This window comes from Mesotoga sp. H07pep.5.4 (genome assembly GCF_003664935.1).
Lineage (GTDB): Bacteria > Thermotogota > Thermotogae > Petrotogales > Kosmotogaceae > Mesotoga > Mesotoga prima.
Map to the genome: position 1 here is coordinate 230,776 of NZ_JFHM01000031.1, position 26,513 is coordinate 257,288.

General features: G+C 44.7%; 27 protein-coding genes and 1 CRISPR repeat array. Of the genes, 14 read left to right on the forward strand and 13 right to left on the reverse strand.

Annotation, left to right across the window (positions count from 1 at the left end; translation table 11 throughout):
* Positions 1 to 91 precede the first annotated feature (91 nt).
* Both Y696_RS13600 and Y696_RS13615 read left to right on the forward strand, forming a co-directional pair.
* On the forward strand, positions 92 to 598 hold the full coding sequence (locus Y696_RS13600; protein WP_259459969.1) for a Gfo/Idh/MocA family protein: 507 nt from the start codon (positions 92 to 94) through the stop codon (positions 596 to 598).
* Between the two features lie 1,639 nt (positions 599 to 2,237).
* A complete protein-coding gene (locus Y696_RS13615; protein ID WP_121510778.1) occupies positions 2,238 to 2,798 on the forward strand; it encodes a Thrombospondin type 3 repeat protein in 561 nt (186 codons plus the stop codon).
* Between the two features lie 528 nt (positions 2,799 to 3,326).
* Here Y696_RS13615 and Y696_RS13620 read toward each other — a convergent pair.
* From Y696_RS13620 to Y696_RS13670, 9 genes are all read right to left on the reverse strand, one after another.
* Positions 3,327 to 3,692, reverse strand: coding sequence for a protein-export chaperone SecB (locus tag Y696_RS13620; protein ID WP_147431791.1), 366 nt, complete (start codon positions 3,690 to 3,692; stop codon positions 3,327 to 3,329).
* A 79-nt stretch (positions 3,693 to 3,771) separates the two neighbouring features.
* Positions 3,772 to 4,203 carry a helix-turn-helix transcriptional regulator gene (locus Y696_RS13625; protein WP_121510780.1) on the reverse strand — a complete coding sequence of 144 codons (432 nt, stop codon included), beginning with the start codon at positions 4,201 to 4,203 and terminating at the stop codon, positions 3,772 to 3,774.
* A gap of 15 nt (positions 4,204 to 4,218) precedes the next feature.
* Positions 4,219 to 4,449, reverse strand: coding sequence for a hypothetical protein (locus tag Y696_RS13630; protein WP_147431792.1), 231 nt, complete (start codon positions 4,447 to 4,449; stop codon positions 4,219 to 4,221).
* A 1,138-nt stretch (positions 4,450 to 5,587) separates the two neighbouring features.
* On the reverse strand, positions 5,588 to 6,004 hold the full coding sequence (locus Y696_RS13640; protein ID WP_121510783.1) for a protein-export chaperone SecB: 417 nt from the start codon (positions 6,002 to 6,004) through the stop codon (positions 5,588 to 5,590).
* Positions 6,005 to 6,007: 3 nt separating this feature from the next.
* Positions 6,008 to 6,415 (reverse strand): helix-turn-helix domain-containing protein, encoded by a 408-nt coding sequence (locus Y696_RS13645; RefSeq protein ID WP_006487492.1) that lies wholly within the window; start codon positions 6,413 to 6,415, stop codon positions 6,008 to 6,010.
* Between the two features lie 4 nt (positions 6,416 to 6,419).
* Positions 6,420 to 6,803, reverse strand: a complete 384-nt coding sequence (locus tag Y696_RS13650) for a hypothetical protein (protein ID WP_006487493.1) — start codon at positions 6,801 to 6,803, stop codon at positions 6,420 to 6,422.
* Positions 6,804 to 7,900: 1,097 nt separating this feature from the next.
* Entirely contained in the window at positions 7,901 to 8,686 is a 786-nt protein-coding gene (locus Y696_RS13660; protein ID WP_121510785.1) for a hypothetical protein, read from the reverse strand.
* A 4-nt stretch (positions 8,687 to 8,690) separates the two neighbouring features.
* On the reverse strand, positions 8,691 to 9,446 hold the full coding sequence (locus Y696_RS13665; protein WP_121510786.1) for an ATP-binding protein: 756 nt from the start codon (positions 9,444 to 9,446) through the stop codon (positions 8,691 to 8,693).
* 25 nt (positions 9,447 to 9,471) lie between these two features.
* Positions 9,472 to 10,728 carry a hypothetical protein gene (locus tag Y696_RS13670; protein ID WP_121510787.1) on the reverse strand — a complete coding sequence of 419 codons (1,257 nt, stop codon included), beginning with the start codon at positions 10,726 to 10,728 and terminating at the stop codon, positions 9,472 to 9,474.
* 157 nt (positions 10,729 to 10,885) lie between these two features.
* Here Y696_RS13670 and Y696_RS13675 point away from each other — a divergent pair, with 157 nt between their 5' ends.
* A complete protein-coding gene (locus Y696_RS13675; RefSeq protein WP_006487500.1) occupies positions 10,886 to 11,266 on the forward strand; it encodes a four helix bundle protein in 381 nt (126 codons plus the stop codon).
* A 183-nt stretch (positions 11,267 to 11,449) separates the two neighbouring features.
* Here the strand turns inward: Y696_RS13675 and Y696_RS13680 are convergent, their stop codons facing one another.
* The 3 genes from Y696_RS13680 to Y696_RS13690 form a co-directional block, all read right to left on the reverse strand.
* On the reverse strand, positions 11,450 to 12,883 hold the full coding sequence (locus Y696_RS13680) for a PD-(D/E)XK nuclease family protein (protein WP_121510788.1): 1,434 nt from the start codon (positions 12,881 to 12,883) through the stop codon (positions 11,450 to 11,452).
* Positions 12,884 to 13,103: 220 nt separating this feature from the next.
* The gene (locus Y696_RS13685; RefSeq protein WP_006487508.1) at positions 13,104 to 13,361 is read right to left on the reverse strand and encodes a four helix bundle protein; all 258 of its coding nucleotides are present in this window, start codon (positions 13,359 to 13,361) and stop codon (positions 13,104 to 13,106) included.
* A 173-nt stretch (positions 13,362 to 13,534) separates the two neighbouring features.
* The gene (locus tag Y696_RS13690; protein WP_099771549.1) at positions 13,535 to 13,846 is read right to left on the reverse strand and encodes a helix-turn-helix transcriptional regulator; all 312 of its coding nucleotides are present in this window, start codon (positions 13,844 to 13,846) and stop codon (positions 13,535 to 13,537) included.
* A gap of 792 nt (positions 13,847 to 14,638) precedes the next feature.
* Here Y696_RS13690 and Y696_RS13695 point away from each other — a divergent pair.
* On the forward strand, positions 14,639 to 14,875 hold the full coding sequence (locus Y696_RS13695; protein WP_099772674.1) for a DUF1659 domain-containing protein: 237 nt from the start codon (positions 14,639 to 14,641) through the stop codon (positions 14,873 to 14,875).
* Positions 14,876 to 14,977: 102 nt separating this feature from the next.
* Positions 14,978 to 15,187, forward strand: a complete 210-nt coding sequence (locus Y696_RS13700) for a DUF2922 family protein (protein ID WP_006487518.1) — start codon at positions 14,978 to 14,980, stop codon at positions 15,185 to 15,187.
* A gap of 58 nt (positions 15,188 to 15,245) precedes the next feature.
* Here Y696_RS13700 and Y696_RS13705 read toward each other — a convergent pair whose 3' ends face one another.
* A complete protein-coding gene (locus Y696_RS13705; RefSeq protein ID WP_121510789.1) occupies positions 15,246 to 15,611 on the reverse strand; it encodes a four helix bundle protein in 366 nt (121 codons plus the stop codon).
* 283 nt (positions 15,612 to 15,894) lie between these two features.
* Between Y696_RS13705 and Y696_RS13710 the strand changes: the two genes are divergently transcribed.
* From Y696_RS13710 to cas2, 9 genes are all read left to right on the forward strand, one after another.
* On the forward strand, positions 15,895 to 16,137 hold the full coding sequence (locus Y696_RS13710) for a hypothetical protein (protein WP_121510790.1): 243 nt from the start codon (positions 15,895 to 15,897) through the stop codon (positions 16,135 to 16,137).
* A gap of 750 nt (positions 16,138 to 16,887) precedes the next feature.
* Entirely contained in the window at positions 16,888 to 17,622 is a 735-nt protein-coding gene (gene cas6, locus Y696_RS13715; protein ID WP_014731693.1) for a CRISPR-associated endoribonuclease Cas6, read from the forward strand.
* Positions 17,623 to 17,626: 4 nt separating this feature from the next.
* Positions 17,627 to 19,381, forward strand: a complete 1,755-nt coding sequence (locus Y696_RS13720) for a TIGR02556 family CRISPR-associated protein (RefSeq protein ID WP_121510791.1) — start codon at positions 17,627 to 17,629, stop codon at positions 19,379 to 19,381.
* Between the two features lie 20 nt (positions 19,382 to 19,401).
* Positions 19,402 to 20,352, forward strand: coding sequence for a type I-B CRISPR-associated protein Cas7/Csh2 (gene cas7b / locus Y696_RS13725; RefSeq protein ID WP_014731691.1), 951 nt, complete (start codon positions 19,402 to 19,404; stop codon positions 20,350 to 20,352).
* An 11-nt stretch (positions 20,353 to 20,363) separates the two neighbouring features.
* On the forward strand, positions 20,364 to 21,089 hold the full coding sequence (gene cas5b, locus Y696_RS13730) for a type I-B CRISPR-associated protein Cas5b (protein WP_121510792.1): 726 nt from the start codon (positions 20,364 to 20,366) through the stop codon (positions 21,087 to 21,089).
* Positions 21,086 to 23,431, forward strand: coding sequence for a CRISPR-associated helicase/endonuclease Cas3 (locus Y696_RS13735; protein ID WP_014731689.1), 2,346 nt, complete (start codon positions 21,086 to 21,088; stop codon positions 23,429 to 23,431). Before cas5b ends, Y696_RS13735 begins: the two co-directional genes overlap by 4 nt.
* Positions 23,428 to 23,925 (forward strand): CRISPR-associated protein Cas4, encoded by a 498-nt coding sequence (gene cas4 / locus Y696_RS13740; protein ID WP_014731688.1) that lies wholly within the window; start codon positions 23,428 to 23,430, stop codon positions 23,923 to 23,925. Before Y696_RS13735 ends, cas4 begins: the two co-directional genes overlap by 4 nt.
* 4 nt (positions 23,926 to 23,929) lie before the next feature.
* Positions 23,930 to 24,919, forward strand: coding sequence for a type I-B CRISPR-associated endonuclease Cas1b (cas1b, locus tag Y696_RS13745; protein ID WP_121510793.1), 990 nt, complete (start codon positions 23,930 to 23,932; stop codon positions 24,917 to 24,919).
* Between the two features lie 3 nt (positions 24,920 to 24,922).
* Positions 24,923 to 25,192 (forward strand): CRISPR-associated endonuclease Cas2, encoded by a 270-nt coding sequence (gene cas2, locus Y696_RS13750; RefSeq protein WP_014731686.1) that lies wholly within the window; start codon positions 24,923 to 24,925, stop codon positions 25,190 to 25,192.
* Between the two features lie 167 nt (positions 25,193 to 25,359).
* Positions 25,360 to 26,462: direct repeats of the CRISPR family, unit length 30 nt; unit sequence GCTTCCAGACTACCTATGAGGAATTGAAAC.
* The last annotated feature ends 51 nt before the right edge of the window (positions 26,463 to 26,513 follow it).

Here is a 26,513-nt window from a genome sequence, read left to right on the forward strand (position 1 = left end):
TAACGGAAAATCCCGGGAGATACGGTTTGCACTCTATAGCGATACTTGGATCGGGGATTATGGGAAAGTCCATGCGGGGGCCTACAGGGCCATCGATAAAAGAAATTCCCTCTGGATAGTCGATCCAATCGAAAGCAGGGCGAAGGCGATCTCCGAAAAATACGGAGCAACCGTCGCCAGCTTTGAGGAGATTCTGGAAAACAGCGAAATAGATATAGTGGATATCTGCACGCCGACATTCACGCACAGGGAACTTGCCGTCAGGGCGCTCAAGGCCGGCAAGCACGTCTTCTGCGAAAAACCCGTGGCGCTAACTCTTGAAGGCGCAAGGGCAATGGACAGGGCGGCCAAAAAGAGCGGCAGAAAATTCATGGTGGGCCACGTCGTACGCTTCTTTCCGCAATATATAAGAGTGAAGGAACTAGCTGCCGCCGGAGACGTGGGTGAAATTGTAATGGCAAGACTTTACAGGGGAGGTTCCTTTCCCTCTCACGGTATAGACAACTGGTTCGCCGATATTGCAAAGAGCGGCGGCGTCTTCGTAGATCTCTCCATACACGATTTCGACTTTCTCAGAAAACGCCCGTCCGTGATGTAATGGAATATACCGCAGAAGACGAGACCGTAGAATTTGTACCAGAGAGGCAACCTCACTTGCATTGAAACCCTGAATTGATTGCCGGTTCTCTTCAGGAGACCCCATACCCTGTAATCGACACCTGCCCTTCGCGTCATGCTGAACTTGTTTCAGCATCTCGACCTAAGAGCCGCTGCGCGCTTAAAAGCGGAGAACCCGCTGATCGCTGAGCGAAAGAATCCGTCTGAACTTGATTCAAAATCTTGCTCTTGGTTCTTTTGACTTAACCAAGAACGAAGAACAGATCCTCGCTCTGGAACAAAAAAACAGGTTTTTTATTCGGAGAACGGACACCATTCAACGATGATCCGGTCTCACTCGCTCTTTCCAACCCCCTACCCGCTACCCCCAACCACGCTCTTCAAAAAACCCAGACCCCGAAACAAGTTCGGGATGACACAGTGAGAAACTTCCCAAAGCCGATGTCGGGATAACTTCCTCACTTGCATTGAAACCCTGAATTGATTGCAGGTTCTCTTCACGAGACCCAATACCCTGTAATCGATACCTGCCCTTCGCTTCATGCTGAACTCGTTTCAGCATCTCGACCTAAGAACCGCTGTACGCTTAAAAACGGCGAACCCGCTGTACGCCGTGAAAAACCGCGTTGTCCGTCAACGGTCCACGGTCCTCCGAGAGGATCAAAACCTAGATCCCGAAACAAGTTCGGGATGACACAGTGAGAAGCTTCCCAAAGCCGATGTCGGGATAACTTCCTCACTTGCATTGAAACCCTGAATTAATTGCAGGTTCTCTTCACGAGACCCCATACCCTTTAATCTATACCCTGCCCTTCGCGTCATGCTGAACTTGTTTCAGCATCTCGCTCCTAAGAACCGCTGCGCGCTTAAAAGCGGAGAACCCGCTGATCGCTGAGCGAAAGAATCCGTCTGAACTTGATTCAAAATCTTGCTCTTGGTTCTTTTGACTTAACCAAGAACGAAGAACAGATCCTCGCTCTGGAACAAAAAAACAGGTTTTTTATTCGGAGAACGGACACCATTCAACGATGATCCGGTCTCACTCGCTCTTTCCAACCCCCTACCCGCTACCCCCAACCACGCTCTTCAAAAAACCTAGATCCCGAAACAAGTTCGGGATGACACAGTGAGAAGCTTCCCAAAGCCGATGTCGGGATAACTTCCCCAGTTGCATTGAAACCCTGAATTGATTGCAGGTTCTCTTCACGAGACCCCATACCCTTTAATCTATACCCTGCCCTTCGCGTCATGCCGGTTTCCTTCACGAGACAGCATATCCTGTAATCGATACCTGCCCTTCGCGTCATGCTGAACTCGTTTCAGCATCTCGCTCCTAAGAACCGCTGTGCGTTTAGGAACAAGAATCCCCTGATCGCTGGAAGAGCCGCTTCGTAGGAACCGCTTTTTGCTGGCCTCTGCGAAGTACGTTCTCTCTTCGTCACTGAAGTGCTCCTGTTCAGGGATACTGTACGTGGCCCCGTTCTTGCCAGACTCTAAATTCCACAACCCAAGCCCCCGCTCTTCAAATCTCTAAGCAATCTCTAAGCGGCTGTTAAGCGGGCTCTAAGAAACGGGCCGTAGACTGAGAATGTACCAAAAATCATATGGAGGTGTAAGAGATGAAAAAGATAGTGTTGATTACGATAACGGTTCTTCTGATCGGTGGAATGACATTGGCAGTAGGCTATGGAACGAAAGCGATGCAGAGAGTTCAGGATACTACTTGTGAGAACTTCGTGGATGCAGACGGCGACGGAATCAACGATAACTGCCCCGTAGACGGTGAAAAGGTTTACATGAATAGAAAAGGACAGGCTGGTAATGAAGCAGCAACAAGAGCAATGCAGAGAGTTCAGGATCCTACAACCTGTGAGAACTTTGTGGATGCAGACGGCGACGAAATCAACGATAACTGCCCCGTAGACGGTGAAAAGGTTTACATGAATAGAAAAGGACAGGCTGGTAATGAAGCAGCAACAAGAGCAATGCAGAGAGTTCAGGATCCTACAACCTGTGAGAACTTCGTGGATGCAGACGGCGACGGAATCAACGATAACTGCCCCGTAGACGGTGTAAGAGAACTGAAGAATGCCCAGGACGGAACAGGCTACAGGCACGGAGCCTCTGGTGAAAAGGGACCGGGACTAGGCAGAGGATTCGGAAAAGCAGCACAGCTGTAAAACAAAACCCCTATTAATTCAAGTCAAGGGCCCGAAAGGGCCCTTGTTCTTATAATGACGAAAACGACTTTGACAGCACGAATCCTGAAACGCGCTAAAGAAGAGCAAAATTGAAAGTAAATCCAGACGTACCACCGCATTTTCAAATCACCGCGCACTTGATTCGTTGAGTATCTCAAAGGCCCCGACCTCGACTAGGAGTGTTCTTTTGCGAGTCCTGTTTACTGTCTCATGAGAAAAATGGAATCCTTCTGAAAGAAGAGTCTTTCCCGGCGGCGGTTCGGTACAACGAGCTTGATTTTCAATGTCGTCATACTCAGTCGAAAGCCGGTCGCAAGAAGTCGAATCCCGTAATTGCGGCAATTATCAGGGATTTTTGTCGCTGATTTCGAGCGTTTTTCTCCGGGAAGCCACGCGTAAGCGGCTGCTTTCTTCAATGCAAATATCCACTGGCTATATCATATGATTGCTCGAGATGTTCTATGAAAGTGAGCTGACTAATATGATCTCAAAAGAGCTCTGATCAGACTATTCCTTGTTCTTTTCTCTTTTCTCTGACAAGGTGGTTTTTGAAAGTGACTGAGGCACGTTGATCAAAGGTATTCTGATAGGAGGATTTAATCCAGCCTGCGAAGTGAAAGAGATAATTGTTGCCCTAAGAAGAGGGATCAGAGTTGCGGTCCCGCTAATCATGCAGAAGTCTTCGAATGTTTTATCTTCCATATTCCCGGGAGCTTCAAACCTGCCCTTGATTGTTGCATCAAGTTTCAAAGCCATCTTTCTTCCGCTCCGACCCCTGACTTTGACTGAGAGAGACAACAAGCCGAGGAGGCAACCGTTATCGGCACGCCTATATTCAAGCTCTGGATCATCCAGGTCCAGCGAAACTGACATGTTTTTGATTCCCTCCTGCAGAGTAAAGGAAAAATCAGAAATTCTGTGCGCCAAGAAACGAAACTCAGCATTCACTGGCTCAGGCACTATTCTTCATCCCTTTGATGCTTTGATTGCCAACGCACTCCCATATTGAGACTCGCTCTTCTGAAGAATCAGGACCCGAAGTACCATCCTTGAAGTCAATCTCAAATGATACACGACCTCCGAGTTTGTTGACAACGTCAAAAAGCTTTCTAATTGTGAAGTTATAGTCGCCACTTTCGATTTTCGAGACCATTGCCTGGCTGCACTCTAGTTTTTCTGCCAGCTCCTTTTGTGAAAGGGAGTTATCCGCCCGATAGTTAATAAGAGCTGCAGAAATATCCGTCATGACTCCAATCAAGTTCAATTCAAATCTCGTATCATCGTCTGCCGACTCTAACAACAGGTCGCTATCTCTCTTGAATAGAGGCTCTGGATTTTCAGTAACCATCCTTTTATTACCGTCGCCTACACCCCATGAAAACATAAGTAACTACACCTCCTAAAACCTGCATACATTAAATCCCCGCCCGGTCCATTCACAAATCCTCGACTTCAGTCTCTCGATCGCCTTCTCATACTTTTCATCGGACTCATCAAAGAAGACGAGATAGACAATAACCTTCTTATCATTGAAGAAGCAGAAAAGAATCCTTGCGTTTTCTGGATCATTCCTCTTAGTCTCCGTAAGATGAAGAGAATATATCGAATAACTGGTCTTCGTACGTCTCAAAATCTCCAGGCGGGAAGATCTTCGCGGTTTTGCAAGTTCCGTTTTCACATAATTCTCCCCCGCCTTCTCCAGCAGTTCGGTGAACAAAAACCTTTTCTTTATCAGATCCTTCTTTCTGGAGGGATTTTTTCTACGTACTTGTCAAATTCCCTCTGCATTTTCTCGTCGGATAAGACATCGATCTTTCTCTCCATCTTACCTCTATTTATAACTTATAAGTTGTATTATTGTAAAAACGATCCGTAACGATTATTACTCATTACCACCATTTTGGGCCAGTTAACAAGGCTTTGCTCGCGATATCGAATGATTTCCATGAGCTTTCCACATGGCTTCAACAATCCTCTTGAGTTGATCTCTGGATGGAGAACAATCGAGTAATTGGCCTCTGACAATTCTTCTGCGTGCGGCTTTTCCTTCGCAAAGACATCCGGATCATTCATTAAGTTGCATTAACTACAATAAGCTTAATGTATTCTCTCGCTGCGGTGTATTCGCTACTTAACATATCTATAGCGTCGGCCCGTGCCGAGGATCTAGATTCTGACCAGAAGCTTCGTCAGAATGACCACATGAGCTGCTTTCCGACTAACCCTATGCCGTCATCCCGAGTAACTCATGCTAATCCCTTACTTTGTCATCCTGTGAGAGCACCTGCACAGGATCTACGTTTCGATCTGTGAAACGGCCGCGTTTGCTTCTTTAGCAGTACTCTCCAAAGGACGAGTCCATGATCTAGGAAGTTGTACGAAAGACGTTATTTTCAAATCACCGCGCGCTTGACTCGTTGAGTATCTCAAAGGCCCCAGACTCGGCTTGGAGTGTACTTTTGCGTGTCCTGTTTATTATTTCTCTTTAGAAGACGAAGTTCCTCCGAAAAGAGAATCTTTCGCAGAGATGCCTCTGGCGCCGGGGTTTGATTTTGAATGTCCATTTGTTCTGTTGAAAGACGGTCTCAAGAAGTCGAATCCCACAATTACGGCAAATTATCATAGGATTTCTACGCTGGTTTCGAGCTGTTTCTCCGGGAAGCCTCGCAGAAGCAGCTTCTTTCTTCAATGCAAAAACATCTTGGCTATATCATAAGATCAAATGAGAAGTTCGACTAAAAGCTGAGGAGGCGTATATAGACTCTTAACTATTCTTCTGCTTCCGAAGAAAAACGTGGATTCATAAGTGGAATAACAATTGGAGGAGTAAGGCCTGCCTGCCCTGTAAATGATAGAATAGCTGCGCGTAGTACTGGCAGAAGTATTGAAGTACCGCTCTCAGCAACTATTTTTTCTAATGCCTTTTCTTCGAGGGTTTCTTGGCATTCGAAGACACCCTCCATGCTTGCCTTTATCGTAAGATAATCTGTCTCATCCGCTCTACCAAATGCTGTTAGAGTGAGCTCAAGAAGACAGTTCTTCTTACCGTCTTCTTCGATGATTTTTGTCTCTCTACCGAGTTCAATAGATATCACGATCTCATTTTGCACTGGAGTGTAGGAGAAGCAAAACTCCTTTATCAGATATCTTTTCATCTGAAGTATAGCTTGTTCCACTCTATTCATTTATCATGCCGCCTCACTCGGTTTCCAGCAAAAAGAGCTTTCATTATTCTGCACCGAAATTACGGGAATATATATTGGAACGTATTTTATTACCTCTTTTGTTATCTTAGTTTTTCTGTCAGTTATTCCAAGATCTACATTTAGTCTTCCTTTAAGACAGGCAGAGATCTTGACAAGAGTTTCTAAGCTAAGATTCTCTTCTCCACGTTCAATATTTGATACGTATGGCTGCTTAAAACCTAACAGCTCACCCAACTGTTTCTGCGAAAGACCTCTTTCTTTTCTGTAGCTCATTAACTGACTGGCAACTTGACCCTTAATCCTACCTATAGCGAGAGAATCTTCAACATTGTAGGTCTTTGCAATCTGGTCAAGAAACTCACCAAAAGATGAACTCCTCTTATTGGCCATTGTTTCACCCCTTTCGAACTTTGAATCCTTTATTATCGCTCAACCATTTATCCGCCAGAATTTCAGCTTGCCTGACTGCCTTATCATAATCTGCTGAGCTTTTCTCAATGAACACCATAAGCAAAACACAGACCTCTTCAATCCCATCGCTGGGGAAAAAACACAAACAACGAACATTCAATCCTTTTCTAATCAACGTAATGCTGTTAATGCTCGTACCATGCAACTTTTCCAGTAGACCGGACTTTCTGACTCCTATAGGCCCGTCCCTTTCAAGTACCTCTTCGAAGAAACCAAGCTTGTCCATAACAGGAGCTACCCTATTATTATGCTTGTCCAGAAAGTCTAGAAATTCAGAATTGAAGCTTTCTGATCTTATGATTCTCATCGCACACCTCATTTATAACCTATAACTTATGTAATAATAATTCGATAGAATTACGATCACGATCGATTAAGTTAAAATAAGCACGTTTATGCTCATTATTCTTCCGCTTTCACATGCATGCAGTTTTCTAGGCGACAAGAAAATGCATATACTACACTATTGGCTAGCAGTGGTTTACGCCTTTGCTGCCAATGTCTTATCAAACCTCAGAGCGGAGAAGTCAAATAACAACCCTTAGCATTCATACATCCCCCAAGCGCTTGCACCACTGACCTCGGATCCATCCCTGGCAAAAAGAACACTGAAGTGGATTCTTCCACGTCCTGGCCGTTTCTTGCCATGTGGTTGCAGGAATCCTTTTCTGTTGATCTCTAGATGTCGTATGGTCAAACAGCCGGACCTTAACATTTTTTCGCTGGGTTTCCCAAAAGCCCTAATGCTAAGGATTTCGTAAGCTTTCTCCCTGCTTCTCACTGCTATCCTTCTGAATTGCATTACGGAATGTCTGTTATTTTACATCACTTAACATTCAGAACAAAATACACTAATATGATGTGATTGGTAGATCGGTAGTCTTGTCAAACCGTTAAACTGATAATACAACAGTGATCGTTTCTAGAAGAGAACGTGGGCTCTCTTCAACCTTGGGAATCTCACTTAGTTTAAGGGAACAATCAAATTGGGAATCGCCTCAGTTCATATGTGAATTCTTAAGCAGAACTAGAACTAACCAACGACTTGCAGAACGAATGGCAACCATGTCAGATATACATTTCAGAATCTGTTGTCGAATTTCTCTAACAAGAAGAGATCGTTTTGAACTGAAGACGTTTGTCCTAATGAAAGATAATTGAAGTAGCCGGGCGGATGCCCGGCTTCGGTTCAGCTATGTGAATATGCAGTGGCATTGTCTAAGTTGCAATCAGAAGAAATCGCTGCCCGTCACAGGTTAACCGTCCTCCGGAAAGGCTTTACGCTTAAGATTGGAGAACCCGCTATTCGCTGCACGCTGAGGAAGATCCCTCCCGTGTCTCGCATCATGGTCAGATACGAGATTACCTAGCAAAGAGCCAATCAAGGACCTTTTCGTTTTGGTATCAATAGCTCTCCTGGTGTTCGAACTCGGAGAACGGAGAACGGTCAACCGCGTGCCGGTTTTTTCCCACCCATTCCTCAATAACCTCCTTTCCGTCGAAGAGATCGGCAATAGTGATCGATTCCCCGAGTCTGTCTTCGTAGAAGCTCTGCAGACTTCCCCCGGACAAGCCGGATAGATCGAGGATCATACCGGCGATAATGTATCTTCTGCTTTGCTCTTCCTTATCCAGGTTCTCAAGCGCCTTGCCTGCAAGAAAGTAATTTTTCGGAGTCCGGGGATCGAGCCTCAGTAACTTCTGTACCCATGCGAGGGCGTCAAGAGGCCTGTCGGTTTCTAGGTAAAGATAAACAAGCTCTTCCACAGCTTTCATGTTGTCTTTATCTTCCGAAAGTGCGGCCCTGAACATCTGTTCGGATTTGTAAGGCTTGTTTCGCTTCTTGTAGATCTTTCCGAGGAATATCATCCCCTCTATGTCGTTTGGCTTTCTTGAGTAATACTCCTCTATAAAAGATTCTGCCGTCTCCGTGTAATCGAAGAGATAGGAAATATGGCCGAGATCCCACAGCTCTTCATCGTTCAGTGTCGCCCATCGCTCGAATTCCATCGCGACAGATACACCCTTTTCAGCCTTAGAAGAACATAGGTTGTCTTCTCCGTTTTCAGTTTCTTCTCGAACACTCTCCTTCTTTGCGAGATCTGTTATTATCTCGTGATAAAGTTTAAACGCTTCTTTCCAACTTCCATCCAGAAGCAAAGCTAAAGTCCTGGTTATTCTGTCTTCCATTGCATCACTCCTCTTTCCTTCGCTCTTCCTGAAACTTGGAACTTGCATCTTGGAACTGCTCTTTCGTCCATGCCACATATCTCTCCCTCTTCTTCTCCCGGTAAGAGCTGACTCCTTCCAGACGCATGATCGCAGTCCTCTCGCCTAGTCTGTTGAAGATCCTTGCCCCCACAGTTCCATCGAAATCGGTCAAATTCAGGTTGGACGTTATTATCGTTCCGGCACCCTGTTCATACCTGTGGTTAATCAGTTCGAATATCTTGTCTGTGGTCATCTTGTTTTCCGTCTCGTTGCTGAGATCGTCAATAACGAGAAGGTCTACCCCAGAACACTCCTGAACCTTATCGGAAACCGTCTTGAAGTCTCCGATCTTAAGGGACGGAGCAGTTATGAAAGCGACAGTGTCTCCCATATTGACGGCCTCTATCGCTATTCCCGCGGCGAGGTGAGTCTTTCCGGTTCCGTAACCTCCCAGAAGTACGAAGTTTGACCCTATCTTCCACGCCCTGTGTCTCACGTACTTCTTCGAGAGATCGAGCGCCCTTTCGGTAACTTCGTCTTCGGGTATGAAGTTGTCCAGTCTCCTCTCCCACAGTCCCTTGGGAAGAACTTTTATAAGCCTCTCCATGTTTTCTCTCACCCTTCTGAATTCTCTGTATATCGAGCACTCGTACATTAGATCGCTGTACTGAGGATCTTCGCTGGCGTAGATTATGTATCCCCCATAAGGGCACTTCTCCGGGCCTGGACAGTTTCTCATGCACTCTTCTATCGCCTCGTCCTTGCTATACCGTGTATTTGAGGAGTTCTTCAAGTGTTTTGGGTCTTTCTCTTGCCGGATTCTTGAACTTTTCGATAGGATCTCTAAACGGTTCAGAATCGTTCCAATCTTTTCTTCCATTTTTCTTCACTCTCCTTCCGAAGGCTCCCCTGAGGAGGGGCTGCATTAGATACTCGAAGCCTATCTCTTCTAGTACCTCGTGTTTCGATCTGTCTATAGCTATGATCGCGTTCTTTATCTGGGAGGGATAGCATTTCCTCAGGGCTTCTCTCAGCAGAGGAATCCATTCTCTCTCGAAGGGCCCTATTATCGCCTCCCAGGTCTCCATTACGTCTCTCTCGTACCTCGAACAGGACTCTAGGTATGAGAAGTCTTCCTGAACTTCCTCACTCTGCTTTTCTCCGGTATCGTTCATCTCGAACAGCGGAACGATCAGACAACCTTCAGCAGGGACTTCTTCCGGAGGCCCGGCTTTGTCCTTACGAGGTTTATCTTTCGAATTCGATTTGATTTCGGAAGATGAAACAGTCACTTCACCGGGAGGAGTCTCTCCTGGATCAGTCTTTCCCTTTTCCGGAACACCGGATAATGGCCCTATGACCGTAACAATCTCCGAAGAATCGGCAGGCTGTTTCGTCGATGAGTTGCTTGTTGCTTCAGAGTTTGGCGGAGGGTCATAATTCTCTTCATTCTTCACCCCTTCTCCTGTCGATTGCGAAAGTGAAACTTTCGTTTCTCCGTAAGGAGAAAGAATGTTTTTAAGTTTTGTTTTGTCTTGTTTTGTTTTGTTTATATATAATGTGCGTGTGCGTGATTCGCGCGAAAGTTGCGCATGGTCTGCGCATGAGTTGCGCGTAGAATCTTCGCCATTACACATTTCCGATGACCGCTCTTCCAGTTCTGAAGAGGATTCTAACGACTCATCACCGTGCGCGGGAAGTGCGCATGGATTGCTCACACATTGCGTTGAAGATGCGCGTAGAAATGTTCCCGAGAAAGAGTACTCTCCGCTCCTGCCTGTATCGCCTAAATAATAGCTTATAATGCCGGTTTCAATCAGTTTGCTTCTCGCCCATCTCACCTGATTTCTCGTCCAGCCGAATTCTTTTCTGAAAACACTGGCAGGCAGGGAAAAGCTTTCGGGCCAGAATAACTCATTCGCCCTGTCGAGAAGGAAGAAGAACATGGAAATCTCCTTTTCATTGAAATGAAACCGCCTGTGCTGTATCCAGAAGTTGTTGATCAGTTCTATGTAATTCATACAAAACCTCCATTGAAATAGTTGTCCGTTGAGCGTTCACCGATCTCCGAAAGAACTAGATCCATTTATAGCGGATGCTTTCACGTCTTCTGAGCAAATGGCCAAGTTTTGCCGGTGAACCTTCTTTTTGCTATCATCATCATCGGGAGGTGTGATGATGGCTTTTAGGTTCAAAGACCTCGAGGTTTGGAAGCTGAGCAAGGATTTCGCAAAGGATATCTACTCTGTTACCTCAACTTTTCCTGAGGAAGAGAAATACACATTGGTTTCTCAGCTTCGCAGGGCAGCGGTTTCCGTAATGTCTAACATTGCCGAGGGAGCTGGTCGCCAGTACAGGAAGGAATTCATTCATTTCCTCTACATGGCCTGTGGCTCTCTCAATGAAACAGTTTCCCAGCTGGAACTTTCGTCTGAATTCGGCTATATTGACAAAGAGACTCTTGAAACCATCGAAGAGAGTGCCGAACGGATTAACCGCATGCTATGGAAACTCTCAAAATCACTTGCTCCTTCCACCTCGGAGAACGGTCAACGGTGAACCGCTTGCCTTTTCTTGGGTCGGGGTAGGACAAGATCTTACGAACCCGCTACCAGGCAAGAAGCTTCGTTGCCAGCTGCTGAATCAAAAGGTAGGAAAAGATCTTACGAACCTGCTACCCCCGTACCCCCAACTTCCAGCGATAAGCGGATCTTCCCAGCGGATCCTTGAACTACCCAGCGTTCAGCGATCAGCGGCTCTTTTGAATCTCCTCACCGGTTTGAGCTTCTCTTTCTTCTCGTAGGCTTCTTCGGGAAGATAGTCCACCAGCTCGGAGAGGTTCCTGAATGTGATGAATCTGAATGGGTCGGGGAGCCCTACGACGGTATCCAGCGCCGCCTCTCTATCCAGAAGCCTTATCTGAGTCGGGGCTTCATCGCTGGCATATTCGTAGCCCTGAAGCTCTACCTTTCCTATCCCTTCCCTGTCTATGAATTCATCCGCAAGCTTCTTCATCTTCTTAGCCCCTTCCTGAAAGGCGACCGTCTTCTGAAGGGTGTTCTTTAGAGAATTACTGTCGGTAATCATGAGATCCTCTCCGAGCTTCTCCATTAAGGGACAGAAGGAATGATAAAGACAGTAAGAGCAGTGATCTCCCGCTTCCGGTTTGAAGTCGCTCTGAAGGATCTGGCTTATCCAGGCGTAGAGATTGATCCCTGCCTCTTCGAGGTTTTCCTTTGTCACCTCTTTAGAAATCGAGGCTCCCGCAGAAAGAGATACCCATTCTATCCTTCCTATCTCATAACCCTGTCTCGAGAGAGCCCATGCGTAAATAAACAGCCTCTCCCAGTCGGGATCACCGAATCCTGCCTTGAAGTGGCAGAGAACAAGAGCCGGGTTGACCGTCACCGGTCCTCCGTCCTCCGAAAGACGGAGAAAGGCAGATTCAAGGCTCTTGTTAGCTTCTTCCCCGGGATTGGAGACAAAGAATTCTGCTTCACAGTTCTTCTCGAAGGACGGGTACATGCTCTGGGACGAAGGACGAGGGACGTTTTTCCGCTCATCTTCATAGAGCGCCTGCGCTACGCCCCTAAACACCACTTCGGGTTCGTCGAAGGGAATTGGGTTCGAGAATCTATCCAGTGCGAAAGGAATATTGATAGCTACAACATCTTTGCTCTTGAGGAATTGAACTCCGAACTCTATCTGGTTTAGATCCCTCTTAAGGTTCTCTCCAAAGAGGAGAGGAGTAGGAGAATTACCGAGATAGGAATTGAACAAGGCTCTCAGGATGAGGCCGTTGTGTTTTCTTCCCTCTCCCTGCGCTTCTGGAAGTCCCTCGAAATATCGCAGATAGAACCTGTGAGGACATTCTACGAAGGATTTGATTCGTGAGTAGGATAGTGGGAACGGCTGGCGGTTCTCCGTCAGCCGATCTCCGTTCCCCGATTTCTCAGGACCTGATCGCTTGGATATGTATGGGCAAGAGAAATTCTGTCCTATTCCTGACATTTCTTCTGCGGGAATTGACGAAGTAATATCACTGTTGCAAAAAGGGTAAACAGATTTAGACCATTCCCGCCTGAAAGTGGTAGTATTTAGTTGGGTGTTAAATTTGTTTCTTGAGAGCGGATCTCTGGCAGGAGATCCGTTCTCGTTTTTTACTGCCGGATTCATGGCGAATCACCTTCCTTTCTTGAATTCAGTTCCAAGTTCCAAGTTGTTAGTTGCAAGCAAAAGAGCCGCTGTGCGCTGATCGCTGGAATAGCGGTCCTCAGTCAGCCGTCATCGGTCCTCCGATTTTTCAAGAGATTTGGAGAGTTTCCAGAGCATTCTATTAATGCTTTCAGCCTTCTTCTCGATTAGTTCAAGCTGATCTCGATTCAGATAGCCAAACTCAAAGCGAAATCTCCAACTGAGCGAGTGCCTCATTCAACGAACCGCGGGCAAGATAGAGAAAATGGTCAAACTCTTTCTTGTGTTTCCTCCCAGCTCCTTCGGCTATATTCGACATAACTGAAATCGCTGCCCTTCTTAACTGAGCGACAAGACCAAACTTCTCATCTGAAGTGAAGGATGAAGTCAATTCATACACATCCTTTGCGAAGGACTTGCTTACTTTCCATACTTCCAGATTCTTGAAACCAAATGACATTTGCAAACCTCCATGAATCTAAGTATCTCTGACACCTGTTTTACTCCGAGGACGGTGGACCGTTGACCGATGACCTTTCTTCCTGTTGCCTTACTCTTCCAAGCGATCAGCGTCTCCTGGCAAGCGAACAGCGTTGATCTTCTGGACGGTGGACCGTTGACGGTTGACCTGCTTCATCCGTCATTTTGCGCCTCCTTTGTTGTAAGTTCTCTTATAGCGCCTTCATATACGCCTATGTCATATCCGAGACTGTAGAGATACATGAGATCCTTGTAGCCGGGAAATCTCGAAGTCCTTGTGAAGCAGGGAAAGATCCTCTCCACCGGAACGCCCAGAAAACGGGCCAGAGTATCCGCGTTCCTGAAACCGGGAATTATCCTTCCCAGCTCGACCTCGGAGATGTACTTCTGGTCCTTGCCTATCACCTCCCCGAGCTCCCTCTGGCTGAGCTCTCTCATGATTCTCTCATCGCGCAGGTTGCCCATAAATCACCTCCTCTCTCCATGGATTTAGTTTATTCAGAACTGAATTGTCTGAATGGGACGGCTATGAAGCCCTGGATATACTCTAGATTAACTTTCATATTCTTGTGAACAAAATTGGGCTGAACAAGCAATTTGACCTGAAGCCTTAACTAAACTTGCGCGGGATGTTTTCCGTTCAACCGGAAATTATGATGCCATTATTATGGCGATAGACCTGAAGATGAGTTCTTGAAGAAATAGACCCTTAAACAGATAGAACAAAAGCGAAAAGCAGTCTTTCTGAAACCATCCATATTTTGAAAAACCTCCATCGGCTCCGCAAGTCAATCAAAACTGGCTGTATATATTCTATATCACCCTCATAAACGCTGTCAAGAACTGTTCATGAGCTTTTCAGTTTTGAGAAACCGGGAGCGACTATTTTTCATTATCTGCAACTATCGGCAAATAGATTTGATTATTCAAATAATTCTTTTTATCCGGTTCTCTTTCTTTTCAAATCGTCTTTTTCTTTTGCTTTTTCATAATGCTCACACATCAATGCGACAGATTTCAACCCGGATAAGAGAGCCTTTGCTTCTCTATTTCGATTATACATAGCCGGTATTCCAGAGCCAAACTCAGGTGTTTTTCACCTGAGCTTGGTGTTTTTTGACCCTGTGGTATATATTCATCTCACGTGGCCACGAAGAAAAACAGAGGTTGCGGGTACGTGGTAGCGGGTGGGTAAGATCTTTCATACCTCAAACCCCCTACCTCTGACCCCGGCCTCCAGGAAAAGGAGGAATTTTAATGGGATTAGGAGCAACTGTGATGGTAGTTGGTACCGAGAAGTCACTTTCGATCACCTGGGATACCGGCGTCATTGAGGACGACAAACCGGTCCTCTCTAGACAGACTCTCAGCGTCGATTCGGCAATGACTGCACAGGAGGCATACGATGCAGCCTATAACATCGCGAGCCTCACCAATTACATCATCGCCGACATTAGACTGATCGAAACCCAGACCCTCGGACCGATTGATTAAAAGATGGATGTGAGAGGGTAGAGGATAGAGGTTTGAAGTTAAAGATCTTCCTACCTCTGGCCTCAAAAAACTGACCTCTAAACAATGAAAGGAGGAACTCAAATGAGAAACCTGAGCGTTAGATGGTACGATTCAACCGCGAAGAAGTCGAAAGGCTTCTACATAAAGGAGCCTAAGGAGACTCTGACTCAGGCTGAGGTCGAGACTGTCATGGGAAACCTCGTAACTCTGAAGGTGATCCCTTCAAGCTATGCGGTAGACTACGCAGCGGTAATCGACACTCAGAAGAACGAGTTGTTTAACCTCATCTGACCACATTAGTTGTTCGTTCCAGAGCGAGGATCTGTTCTTCGTTCCTGGATGCCCGGGCTTACAGCCCGGGTTTCTTTAGAGAACTAATCAGTTTGTTGATCATCATGTTAATCTTTGTTCCGACGTTTTCAGTTGATTCAAGGGAGCAGTCGTTAATGTAGCCTAGCCTATTTGCTATGGCGAGTTGAGTAAGCGATTCAAGAAGAGAACCTCTCGCGAGGTAGAGAAATTGAATGAATTCCTTTCTATGCTGCCTTCCAGAACCTTCGGCAATATTGGAAGGAATGGATACAGCAGATCTCTGGAGCTGAGAACCGAGTCCGTATTTCTCATAGTCAGGAAAGTCTCTGGTTAATTTGTAGATCTCCGTCACGTAATCCATACTGAGCTGCCATACATGCAAATCTTTGTAACTTGTAGACACATCATTCACCTCCGAGAGAATTCTAAAATGGTCGGCGTTTCTGATCAACTCCGCTCTAACCAAGAACATGGACGCGCAGCGTCGGAACGAGGAACTTAGGCGCAAGCACCGAGTATGATTATGCTCTTAACCAAGAACGTGGACACGAAGTGTCGGAACGAAGAACGTAAGCGAAGCTCAGAGTATGATCTATGCTCAAACCAAGAACGTGGACACGAAGTGTCGGAACGAAGAACTTGGGCGCGAAGCGCCGGAACCAATAATGTACAAGGAGGTAATCCATTTGAACTGGATAAAAGAGTTACTATCTCTAATCACAGTCTTCGCAAGCTACGTAGAATCTCCCGGCAACGGACCGGAGAAGAAAGAGAAAGTGAAGCAGATGATAAAGGACGCGCTTCCAGATGAACAATGGAAGATCGATCCCGAGTTCTTCGACTTCATTCTGGATGTCCTGATAGACCTCGTCGTCATGTTCCTGAACAAAGGACTTTGGAAGACAGCGATGAAGGTGCTGGTGAAATGATAGCAATTTACAGATAGCGACTGAGAAACACAATGTTTCTAGGCGACTCGAAAACAAACCCAGTGTATCTCACCTTCTTTTTTGGCCCGGCTTCAGAGCCGGGTCTTTTTTAAACAATCGAAAGCGCTTAATTTTGTTTTGAATGTAAACTCCTTTATAATTTTGTTTGGATTCGATTGTTTTTTGGGGGATGCTTGGAACGAGAGAAGGAGGATCGAAATGAGAAGAACTAACTTCTTTCTCTTATTAGTGTTGTCTACACTAGTGCTTGGACTAGAACCTATCACTCTTCGAATTGGTGATACTTCAGCCACTTATTACAGGGAAGGATCTCTTTCTATATTTAGTGTGGCAGTATGATTTCAATTATTGCATTCTGACTGAAGAAGCACTTGGGTTTTGGAAGCTCTCGTTTCTCTTGAACCAAAGATGCCGCTGGACTTTCAGAACAAAATTCGATAAATTCTTAGATTTTGATTTTTATGTTACAAGAGATATAATGTACACAGATTAATCCTCATTAAAGCCTTTTACGAACCGAGATTACGAGTAGCCAAAGCAATGCATTACATTCTCATCGTCCGAACAATAATAAATAAATATTGCATATGCAAAATGAATTGAGGTGATGGTTTTGCGATTGCTCGCAGCATTTGAAACCCCGGGCTTCGTTTTTCTAGACTGCCCAAGTGAATTCATGTCACTTATTCAAAAAACCAATATAAGAGGCTGCTTTATGGAGGTTTCACTTTGAGAATAAAAGTCTCACTTAAAAGCGAAAAACCTATCTCTCTTCCAATTAGCTACTCACACCCACTTCAGTCGGCAATATACAAGATACTCTCAGACGTAATCCCGGAAAGCCACGACTTTGGCCTAACCGTGAATAAAAGAACCCTAAGACCATTCACTTTCTCTCGACTCTTTGGTCACAAACAAAGCATTAATGAAGGCTCAATCTCGCTAACTTCTCCGATTTGCTTGCATTTCTCATCGCCACTAGAAGACTATGTCCAAGCCTTTGCAAACGGTCTTATGAAGAACGGAGGGATTAAACTTCTCGGTGCAACCCTTGATCTTAGATCGATAGAAGTAGAACCAACACTTCCGGAAACGAAATACATAGCGGCCAAAACAATATCACCAATAACTGTCTATTCGACTCTCATGACAGCAGACGGGAGAAAGAAAACCTATTTCTACAATCCGGCAGAGAAAGATTTCACAATTCAGATTCAGGAAAACCTCAACAGAAAGGCAAGTGCATTGGGTAATTCCGTCAGAGCAAGAGAATCCTTCTCCTTCAAACTTGCCTCAAGACCAGTTCAACGAATTGTCAAGTACAAGGATTTCACTCAAATCGCCTGGGACTTCCGCTTTGAGCTTAACGCAGATCCGGAGCTTATATCGATAGCCTACTCCTGGGGACTAGGTTCAAAGAACGCACAGGGATTTGGAATGATAGAAATCAGCGAAAGGAGGTGAAACAGTGCTGAAATCAACCTATGAAATTGGAAGAATTGTCTCGAGGGGTAAGGATGAAACACAGATGTACACAACAGACATAGGGGAAACATATATTCATGAACTAACAATTGTGCTAGAGAATAACGGAGAGACCATTCGATATTCTGGTTGCGACAAAAGGGAGAAGACTCGCCGCAACTACCTCTTCCGGGAGAAGAAAGGGAACATTAAAGTTCCGATGTCTCTTACTCTTAGAGATGCTGGCAAGGGATCAAAAGCCATTATTGAGAAATTCATCAATTTCGGTACGCAAAACAAAACTCCCTTTGCAGAAAAAGTCGCAGCCGCTCTTGTAGAGTCAGAAGAGATCATCTCTGCAACTCTAGATGAGATGGCAGAAAATCTACCGAAGAAAGAAGGCCGTTTCTATACAGTAGTAATCAAGCAAGGGGACAGGGAACTATACCCCGGAGACTTAGATGAATTCAGACAAATCTTCCTGAGAAACGTTGTAAGTGCGGCAAGTAATACCTTTGGAACTTGCTTTGTTTGCCAAGAAGAGAAGCCTATTGGAATGAAGGCGAGTGATATTTTCAAATTCTCCTCTTTTGACAAGCCAGGCTTTGCTCATGAGATGAATGACAAGAACTACTACGTGAACATGCCTCTCTGTCAAGACTGTTTCTCAAAAATCGCTCTCGGAAAGAAAGTGTTGGATGAAGAGCTTTCAATGAACTTCTACGCTTCAAGAGTGTATATCATTCCAAGATTTCACTCTTCGGAAAGCGCGCTAATTGAAGGAGCGGTTGATCAAATAAGAGACATAAAGAGAATCTCTAACCTAAAAGACACAGTTCACAAAGCAAATCGCTTCAAGGGTTTCGAAACACACATGCTCTATGAAATTTCTGAAGGGCTTTATTCAAGCCTAAACTTCATCTTCTACACAGTGAACAATCAGGAAATGAAGATCAACCTTAGCGTCTTAGACGTTCCTCCAAGCCGCTTGCGCAATATGTCTCAAAAGATTTCTGACATCGAAGAAGAACTCAGAACGGTATTCGGTAATGAGGAGTATCTTCCCTCTGTTCTCTTCGGTTCGATGTACGACGTTTTCAAAGACAACCGACTTAGGACTTTCTTCGATTACATCGAAGCGTTATTCAAAGATCAACCGGTTTCTCTGACCCCCTTGAAAAGAGGAACACTTGAGTTCATAGGATCTAGGAAGCTTAGAGGTGAACCATATGCCACAAGGGCAAAACAGTTGATTACTGTTGCCTTTTTCATAGACAGGCTTCAGAAAAATGCGGAAGGAGGTGTCCCTTTGATGGGAAAAGACAGAGAGGACAGAATCGAGGAATTCTTCAACAAATATCCGGCGTTTTTCAGGACTGACGAGGAGAAATTTCTTTTCATTGTTGGTCAGGTTCACTCGAGGATTTCCAGGTTCCAAAGGGAGAAGAATATAGCAAGTACCGTCGATCTAAGATTGAAGGCCTATAACATGAGACCGCTGGACTTCATGAATCATTTTAAAGATCTGAAGTGGAAGACAACACAATACTCAAAGGAAATGGACCCTGTGAGAGTGCGCGGACCCATCATGAATCTATTACAAATAGCTGACAAGTATTTGATTCCGAGTGGCTATGAATGGAAAGCTTCAATCGAAGACTTGAATTACGCCTTCCTGGCCGGAGAACTGGCAACCGGAGTTTTTAGAAGAGAAAGCGATCCATTCGAGGCAGAAATTGTTCAAGAAGCTGAACAATAGATACTAAGGAGGTATTGAGCATGTCAATTAAGAATCGCCATGAAATTGTATTCATCTATGATGTAAAAGACGGGAATCCTAATGGAGACCCAATGGATAGCAACAAGCCAAGAATGGATGTTGCAACGGGAGTAAATATAGTATCAGATGTCCGTCTGAAGAGAACAATCAGAGATCACCTTGCCGAAATGGGTGAAGAACTCTTCGTGTCTGGAGATCCTATAACTTCGGAAAAGAGAGCATCTCTCTTGATAACTGACCTCACAGATGAAACTTACAACAAAAAGGCAGTGGAGGAAGCACTAAAATTGCACAAGCGTGAAGGGGCATCTAAGCTTCTGTTGGAGAAGTGTATAGACTTGAGGCTTTTTGGTGGAACAGTACCTCTGACAGGTTTGAATATGTCAATCACAGGACCTGTCCAGTTCCGTTTCGGGAGATCATTGCACGTTGTGGATCCAGTTTTCACACAGGGTACAGCAGCATTTGTTTCGCAAGAAGGAAAGGAGCAAAGAAGCTTCAGAGAAGAGTGGACATTGAACTATTCTTGCATTGCGTTTTATGGGGTAGTCAATCAGAACACAGCAAAACACACTCTCATGAGTGATGAAGACCTTTCAAAGATGCTCAATGCCATTTGGGATGGTACCAAAGATCTTATAACTCGTTCCAAGATGGAACAACTACCTCGGTTACTCATAGACGTTGTATATCTCGAAGAAGCGAACTTTCATATTGGAGAGCTTGACAAAGGGATTAAGCTCCAGTCAAACATGATGGAAGAGAAGATTAGAGGCATATCTGATTTCAGATTAGAGATATCAGATCTCAAGAAGTTGCTCACTCAATACAAGAATAAAATACAAGAAATCAGGTACAGAATCGACCCTAGACTTAACATTGTGGAAAACGGCACCCTCTTCGATCTAGATACTTTGCTCGAAGGAAAAATGAAACGGTTACCAGAGTGAGGTGAGGTCCTATGAAGGTCCTCGCTTTTGATATTTCAAGCGACTACGCTCATTTTCGGCAGCCATACTCGACTACATCCTCCTTGACTTACGCGATTCCTCCCAGAACAGCGGCTCTAGGCATAATAGGTGCCATAGTTGGTATAGAAAGTGGTGGCTTTGGTCGTAGCGAGCATGTCGCAATACTGGAGAAAGCAAACACAAAAGTTGGCATTCGGTTAATGAACAAGATAGAAAAGACTCGCTTCAATATGAACTACTCGTATACCAAGGCCGATGTAACAACGAAAAACGTGCTGCATATTCAAGTGCCGGTTGAAATGGTTAGAAATCCCGTTTATCGGCTGTTTGTTACAGCTGACAGCGAGCTATTTGAAAAGCTTGAAGGAATGGTAATCAATTCCGAATGCTACTACACCCCATATCTTGGAATAAGCGAATTTGTGGCCAAGGTGAAGTATGTGAAGACATATGAAGCTCTGATTGTCGAAACGGCTGATGAAATCTGGACCGCAATTGAGATGCTGAAAAAAACTAGTCTCTCATTCTCCAGCGGGCAGAAAATATTCACGGAGACTCACGCTGCTTCAATGAACAGTCAGCGGCACGTTACTAGATATGTCGAAGTAGCATATGAAGCAGAAGGAAGTTCATTGAAGCTGCAGTCCGTTGACCCCGATTCTCTGCTAGCTAAGATTCCTACAGACGCGGGAGACGAGGTAGTGATGCTCTGGTGAGCCACGTAAGATCTCATCCAGACAGGCTCCTGGAAAAGCACACAGTTGGTGTCTGGTCATTAATGACAGAGGAAATAGAAAATATTGGCAAGTTCATTGACTGTGAAAATCTCTTTGGTATTAGCCAGTCCGAGCTTAGTGTGCTTGTCAAGGGAATCGCTATCTTCCATGATCTAGGGAAAGCAAGCGAATACTTTCAGAGTCATCTCTCCGGAGCGAGAGTCGACAGTGAGTTGTCCCAACACGCAGCAGTGGGATCACTATCTGTGGGACATTATCTTGACGGCAAGATCCCGGATAAGTCCGGCGCGGCTATCTTAATAGCAATGGCCGTAATCAAATACCATCATGGTTCGGCAAGAGATCCAAAACTAATCCTCGATTCCTTTGACGAAAACCAGAAATTCTTAGAAAAGATTGTGCGCAAACTCGATGAGAATTACCTTTCTTGGATGGAAGATTTGTTGGATGAAACTGTGGATCTAGATCTGCCTTCTTTAATTCCCAGAATACTATCATGGGAGAGAAACTATAGGAAACACCGTGAAGAATCTGGGATTAAATATTACGTATTGTTCCAATATCTTTTTTCTCTACTGACCTGGGCCGATAGAGTAGATGCAGCATTCAGAGGCGATTACAAATCTGAAAGGCAAACTTTTTCACCAGACATTGTGGACATCTTCAGAACCACGGCAGGATTTGATGAACCAAAGACAGACATGAATTTGTTAAGGAATAACTTCTATAGAGAGGCTATCTCTAATCTTGATTTCACTGTCGGGTCGATGAAGGGAAGAACGGGAATCGGCAAGACGCTCGCCACACTTTCACTCGCTTCCAAAAAGAGAGAAATTATCGCCGAAGAACAGAATTATCTTCCCCGTATTGTCTACTGTTTGCCTTTTTTGAGTATTATTGACCAAACTTTTGCAACAATTCGAGACGTCCTTGAGACCTCAAAAATCAAGGTAACGTCGGACATTCTTATTCAGCAACACCATCTAACAGAACTCTCGTACATAAAGAGGAAAGATGGTGACGAAAATGAGAACTATGATGCTTATCTCGCTGATATTCTCCTTAATTCATGGGACAGTGAAATTGTTATAACGACTTTTGTCAGTCTTTTCCACTCCATTCTTACTGACAGAAGAAACACGCGCTTCTTCAGGCTACCAGGGTCGGTAATCATCTTGGACGAAGTTCAGGCGATCCCTCCAAAGTACTGGAAGGTAATAAGCGAGGTTCTTGAACACCTTTCTAAATGGGGAGGAACAAAGATAATCTTCTCCAGCGCGACGATTCCACAGCCGTTCTTTGTTTCATCTTTTCCCCTGATAAAAGGGGAGTACAACCTTGACAGGTATGATGTAAGATACTTGGGAAAAATGGGCATAGAGGAATTCAAGTACGGGCTTCTTGAAGAATCAGTAAATACTGCAATGGAAGAAGATAAGTCATTGATGATCGTATTGAACACAATAAACTGTTGCAAAGAGCTATTCGAACACCTGCAAGATTCAGGGAGTTTCACCGATGAGAATCTTCACTGCCTTTCGTCGAGTCTTCCGCCCGCAGTTAGACGGGAAATCATCAAAAACATAAAGAAGAAGAAAGGCTTTCAAGTTCTCTTGACTACTCAGTTGATCGAAGCGGGAGTAGATATTAGTTTTGACTACTGTATAAGAGATTTGGGCCCTCTTGACTCCGTTCTTCAAGTTGCAGGACGGGTAAATAGGTCATGTGAAGGCAATCGCGGTGAAATGACAGTTGTTGACCTCTTGAAGGAGGATTCCGGAAGGCCTTTCTCCTGGATCTATAACGATACCATAATATGGACAACCAGAGAAATACTCAGTAGTCTGAAGGGTTCTATTAGTGAACCAGCCTTATATGAGCTGGGAGACCAATACTTTTCCAGATTAATGAACAAAGGTCTTGAAAATGAATCCTTAGAGCTCCTGGAGGCACTCGTTAAACTTGACTTTGAACGAATAGCTGAGTTTAGCCTTATTGAGCAGCTAAAAGGTGCCGTCAGCTTTCCAGTTTTTCTCGAAATCGACGATGAGGCGAAGCGCTTCTGGGAGAATTACTGCGAAGTCCTCAGCACAAAACCACCAATAGAGGCAAAATTTGAATATATTGCCAAAAGGAAACAGGCTGTTAGAAATCTAGCTCCGTATGTGGTCAACGTTAGACTATTCTTATATCCAGGCGCCAAGAAATACACTCTACCAGACATTCAGCACGGTTTTTGCTATGTATCCTCCGACGAGCTTGAGTATTACTATGACACAAAAACTGGTTTGAAATCAGATGAGGAGAGTCTATTTCTATGATCGATATAAATGGAAGCCTAGTGCTTTCATACACAAATTGCAGACGTGAAGCTTGGTTAATGGCCCATCGAATCATTCCCGAACAGGACAATACTTCAATGTCTCTTGGCCGACTTATTCACGAAGCATCCTATGAGAATAGGGGAGAAAAAGATGTCTCTATAGACAACATAAAACTCGACATGGTCGAAGAGAAAAAGGGAAAAACTATCGTCAGCGAGATAAAGAAGTCCAAGTATTCACTTGAAGGGGCGAGAGATCAGCTGCTCTTCTATCTTCTGAGGCTAAAGGAAATGGGAGTTCAGGCCGAGGGACAGCTGCTGGTGCCGAAAGAGAAGAAGAAAATAACAATTACTTTGACTGAAGAAGAAGAAGAAAGAATAAAGAAATTATGCGAAGAAATACAGAAACTCGTTGAAGGCCCGATTCCAGAGATTGAAAGGGCACAGAACAAATGTAAGAACTGCGCTTACTACACTTATTGTTGGGTGTGATGACATGAAACGGATGTTATATCTTTTCACTTCTGGGAAGCTTTTGAGAATGAACAATACCCTGGTCTTTGAAAAGGAGGACGGAAAGAAGGTTCATCTTCCCGTCGAGCAGACTGATTCCATCTGTGCTTTTGGAGAAATTGATCTCAGCAAGAGAGTTCTAGAATTTCTTACTCAGAAGCAGATTCCTCTTCATTTTTTCAATCGCTATGACTACTATTCAGGAACCTACTACCCGAGAGAACATTTGAATTCAGGCTTCCTTATACTGCAGCAGGCCAATTTCTACAACGATGGAAAGAAACGTACGGATCTTGCAAAGAGGTTTGTGAGAGGGTCAATGCAAAACATGCTGAGTGTATTGTCATACTACAACAGACGCGGAAAGGATCTCGAAAGAGAAATAGAAGGTTTAAACGCACTGAAGGAACGCCTTGAAGACACTGGGACCATAGATGAGGCAATGGCAATAGAGGGAAACTTCAGAGATCTTTATTACAAATGTTTCGATACCATAATAGATGACTCAAGCTTTGAGTTCGTTTCAAGAACCAGACAACCTCCCTTGAACAGACTGAATGCTCTTATAAGCTTCGGGAACACAATGCTCTACACTACCGTTCTGGGAGAGATTTATCGTACTCACCTCGATCCGAGAATCGGATACCTTCACACAACCAATTTTCGAAGCTTTTCTCTGAATCTAGATGTCGCCGAGGTGTTCAAACCTATCCTTGTAGATCGCCTGATATTCGCCATGATAAACAAGAAACAGATCCAGGCGAAACATTTCGCGAAACATCTGGAAGGGATATACATGAACGACTCAGGAAAAGAGATCTTTGTGAGAGCATACGATGAGAAACTGAAAACAACGATAAAACATCCGGGACTGAAAAGAAGTGTATCGTATCGGTATCTGATTCGCTTGGAGCTTTACAAAATAGAAAAGCAGATAACAGGCGAGCGTGGATACATTCCCTGGAAGGAATAAAGTGTGTTCATTCTTCTCGTCTATGACATTGGTGAAAAGAGAGTGAACAAAGCTCTAAAAATCTGTAGACAATATCTGGACTGGGTTCAGAATTCCGTATTTGAGGGAGAGCTAACAAAGGCAGGCCTCGAAACACTCAAGAAACGCCTAGGAAAAATAATGAACAAAGAAGAGGATTCTGTAAGAATCTACAAGCTCAGGTCAGAAGATTACTTAACCATGGAAATACTCGGAATAGATAAGAAACAAGTAGCTGACGACGGAATTCTTTAGCTCCGTCGACCCCTGATAAATTGAAAACACCTGGGGATCGACAGAAGCATATCAATTCAGCTCTTCAGTTTTGTGTGCAATTCATGAGAAAATAGTCTTTGAAAAACAGGCAAAAACTCATATTGCCTCAAAATGCTGAAAATCCTTTATAATCTATATAGTAATGGGCTTCCAGACTACCTATGAGGAATTGAAACTGGTTGGGAGCTTGAGGCTTCAGGAGAAGTATCCCGGCTTCCAGACTACCTATGAGGAATTGAAACAAGCGCTGGATTTTTTGCCCAGCAAGAGCTAGAGTACGCTTCCAGACTACCTATGAGGAATTGAAACCGACATCTAATCATGGCCTAAGAAAGCCCGAGTATTCCGCTTCCAGACTACCTATGAGGAATTGAAACCCCGCAAGCCACTCTCATTCGCTGGCCATTCGTGTTCAGCTTCCAGACTACCTATGAGGAATTGAAACCCGGATGGGAGACTGGAAAGGAACTTGGCAATTGGGCTTCCAGACTACCTATGAGGAATTGAAACAGCTGATCCAGGAATGTATCTGTCTTGAGACCTGCGAGCTTCCAGACTACCTATGAGGAATTGAAACCGGATATCTGGGTCGAAGAAGCAAGCGAGATCACTCAGGCTTCCAGACTACCTATGAGGAATTGAAACTCTGATGAGCCCACGGACTCTTTCCCCTGAGTCTCAGCTTCCAGACTACCTATGAGGAATTGAAACTGCCCCTTGTGTGGGCGCACCTGGTACAGCGCAGCCGAAGCTTCCAGACTACCTATGAGGAATTGAAACTTTGATTGCCATTGAGACAGCCGATCTCCATGTCCGCTTCCAGACTACCTATGAGGAATTGAAACTTGCCTTTCTCTGCGGCCTTCCACTGTAATCGTCTTGCTTCCAGACTACCTATGAGGAATTGAAACTGCAACTGCCGCTTTCAAAAACATAGCCGCAAAGGGCGAAAGCTTCCAGACTACCTATGAGGAATTGAAACCCTCCTAGCATGAAAAAACCGCCCGAAGGCGGTTAAGCTTCCAGACTACCTATGAGGAATTGAAACGAGAAAGAGGAGGGCCGGAACGATGGCATGCGATAAAGCTTCCAGACTACCTATGAGGAATTGAAACTGACGTAATCGATGATGACGAGAGAGAAGAACTTGAGGGCTTCCAGACTACCTATGAGGAATTGAAACTTGGATTGTTGAGTATGTCGCTTTTGAATCGTCCGAGCTTCCAGACTACCTATGAGGAATTGAAACCTGGGCCAAATGGCTCTCCAATGAAAGAATCGTCTTGCTTCCAGACTACCT

Excerpts from the sequence above, each read along its gene's own strand:
- Y696_RS13615 (WP_121510778.1), top strand. The coding sequence starts at position 2,238 with ATGAAAAAGATAGTGTTGATTACGATAACGGTTCTTCTGATCGGTGGA.
- Y696_RS13620 (WP_147431791.1), bottom strand. The coding sequence starts at position 3,692 with ATGTCAGTTTCGCTGGACCTGGATGATCCAGAGCTTGAATATAGGCGT.
- Y696_RS13625 (WP_121510780.1), bottom strand. The coding sequence starts at position 4,203 with ATGTTTTCATGGGGTGTAGGCGACGGTAATAAAAGGATGGTTACTGAA.
- Y696_RS13640 (WP_121510783.1), bottom strand. The coding sequence starts at position 6,004 with ATGAATAGAGTGGAACAAGCTATACTTCAGATGAAAAGATATCTGATA.
- Y696_RS13645 (WP_006487492.1), bottom strand. The coding sequence starts at position 6,415 with ATGGCCAATAAGAGGAGTTCATCTTTTGGTGAGTTTCTTGACCAGATT.
- Y696_RS13650 (WP_006487493.1), bottom strand. The coding sequence starts at position 6,803 with ATGAGAATCATAAGATCAGAAAGCTTCAATTCTGAATTTCTAGACTTT.
- Y696_RS13660 (WP_121510785.1), bottom strand. The coding sequence starts at position 8,686 with ATGGAAGACAGAATAACCAGGACTTTAGCTTTGCTTCTGGATGGAAGT.
- Y696_RS13665 (WP_121510786.1), bottom strand. The coding sequence starts at position 9,446 with ATGAGAAACTGTCCAGGCCCGGAGAAGTGCCCTTATGGGGGATACATA.
- Y696_RS13670 (WP_121510787.1), bottom strand. The coding sequence starts at position 10,728 with ATGAATTACATAGAACTGATCAACAACTTCTGGATACAGCACAGGCGG.
- Y696_RS13675 (WP_006487500.1), top strand. The coding sequence starts at position 10,886 with ATGGCTTTTAGGTTCAAAGACCTCGAGGTTTGGAAGCTGAGCAAGGAT.
- Y696_RS13680 (WP_121510788.1), bottom strand. The coding sequence starts at position 12,883 with ATGAATCCGGCAGTAAAAAACGAGAACGGATCTCCTGCCAGAGATCCG.
- Y696_RS13685 (WP_006487508.1), bottom strand. The coding sequence starts at position 13,361 with ATGTCATTTGGTTTCAAGAATCTGGAAGTATGGAAAGTAAGCAAGTCC.
- Y696_RS13690 (WP_099771549.1), bottom strand. The coding sequence starts at position 13,846 with ATGGGCAACCTGCGCGATGAGAGAATCATGAGAGAGCTCAGCCAGAGG.
- Y696_RS13695 (WP_099772674.1), top strand. The coding sequence starts at position 14,639 with ATGGGATTAGGAGCAACTGTGATGGTAGTTGGTACCGAGAAGTCACTT.
- Y696_RS13700 (WP_006487518.1), top strand. The coding sequence starts at position 14,978 with ATGAGAAACCTGAGCGTTAGATGGTACGATTCAACCGCGAAGAAGTCG.
- cas7b (WP_014731691.1), top strand. The coding sequence starts at position 19,402 with ATGTCAATTAAGAATCGCCATGAAATTGTATTCATCTATGATGTAAAA.
- cas5b (WP_121510792.1), top strand. The coding sequence starts at position 20,364 with ATGAAGGTCCTCGCTTTTGATATTTCAAGCGACTACGCTCATTTTCGG.
- cas4 (WP_014731688.1), top strand. The coding sequence starts at position 23,428 with ATGATCGATATAAATGGAAGCCTAGTGCTTTCATACACAAATTGCAGA.
- cas1b (WP_121510793.1), top strand. The coding sequence starts at position 23,930 with ATGAAACGGATGTTATATCTTTTCACTTCTGGGAAGCTTTTGAGAATG.